This window comes from uncultured Oscillibacter sp., assembly GCF_910584465.1.
GTDB lineage: Bacteria > Bacillota > Clostridia > Oscillospirales > Oscillospiraceae > Oscillibacter.
This window is the reverse complement of sequence record NZ_CAJUBK010000151.1, coordinates 1-1,125: the sequence shown is the minus strand read 5'-3', so window position 1 is coordinate 1,125 and position 1,125 is coordinate 1. Positions and strand designations below refer to the sequence as shown.

At 63.6% G+C, this 1,125-nt stretch carries 1 protein-coding gene; it reads left to right on the top strand.

The features are described 5' to 3' along the window. Positions 1–17: 17 nt before the first annotated feature. Positions 18–1,125, top strand: a 1,108-nt coding sequence (locus QZ332_RS13755; protein WP_295766474.1) for a glycosyltransferase family 2 protein, incomplete at its 3' end; no start/stop codon positions are given.

Sequence of the window (1,125 nt, the reverse complement as noted above, 5' to 3'; positions counted from 1 at the left end):
GACATCGAGGTGAGCCTATGCCAAAGGTGACCATCTATACCCAGGCGTACAACCCGGGGGGATATCTGAAGCAGTGCATCGAGAGCGTCCTTGGCCAGACTTACCGGGACTTCGAGTGGATCTTGATCGACAATGCCAGCACGGACGGGACCCCGGCCCTCATCGACGCCTACGCGGAGGAGGACAGCCGGATCATCCCCATCCACATGGAACGGAACACGCACACTTCGCATATGTTCTACCGCTTTTTGCGGGAAAAGGGTTCAGGGAGGTACGTCACCTACCTGGATTCCGACGACTGGTGGGACCCGGACTATCTGGAGCATCTGGTGCCCTTCGCCGAGGAGAACGATCTGGACTTCGCCTTGACGGGCGCGGTCCAGTATCTCCAGCGGGAGGGGACCTCGAGCGTCCTGCGCCAGTGGGACGAGCCGCTGCTGCTGACCGGCGACGGCTTCGCCCGGAATTTCCCCGTGATCGGTCCCTTCGCCGGGGCGCTTTGGGCCTCGCTCAGGCCGATGGAGAAGGTCTTGGCCATGGAGGGGGCCCCGGAGGACGCCGAGATCTGGAGGCAGGGCATGGTATGGCGGTCCGATACGCTGATGATGCTGAACTATTTGGACCGCTGCCAGCGGATCGGCATCGACCAGTACGCGCCCTACCATTACCGGAGATACTCGGGCAGCCTGTCCCGCCGATATACGGACAGTTATTTCAAATCGAACGTCTATTTCTGCCAGAAGCTCGAGGAGTACTTCCGCAGGCATGGGGTCCTGGATGGGACCATGGAGGAGTACGTGAAAGAGCGGTACTTCTTCGAGATGGACTGGTCCCTGGAGGTGCTGCGGGGGACGCGGATGGCGGCGGATGAGAAGCTGCGGATCTGCGCCGGGATGACGTCGCACCCCCGGACCCTGGCGGCGCTCTCCTGCCGCTGCCGGGAGCAGGAGACCTGGCGTGCGAAGCTGCAGGACATCGTGGACGACGCCTTGTGCAGCGGAGAGTTCTCGGACACGGACGCCCTGGGAGCGCTCCTGCGCCCCCTGGTGCCGGACTGCTGTGAGGTGCTCACCGTCAAGGGCGCGGCGCTGTTCGCGCGGGAGCGGGACCTGCTGCCCCTCCTGT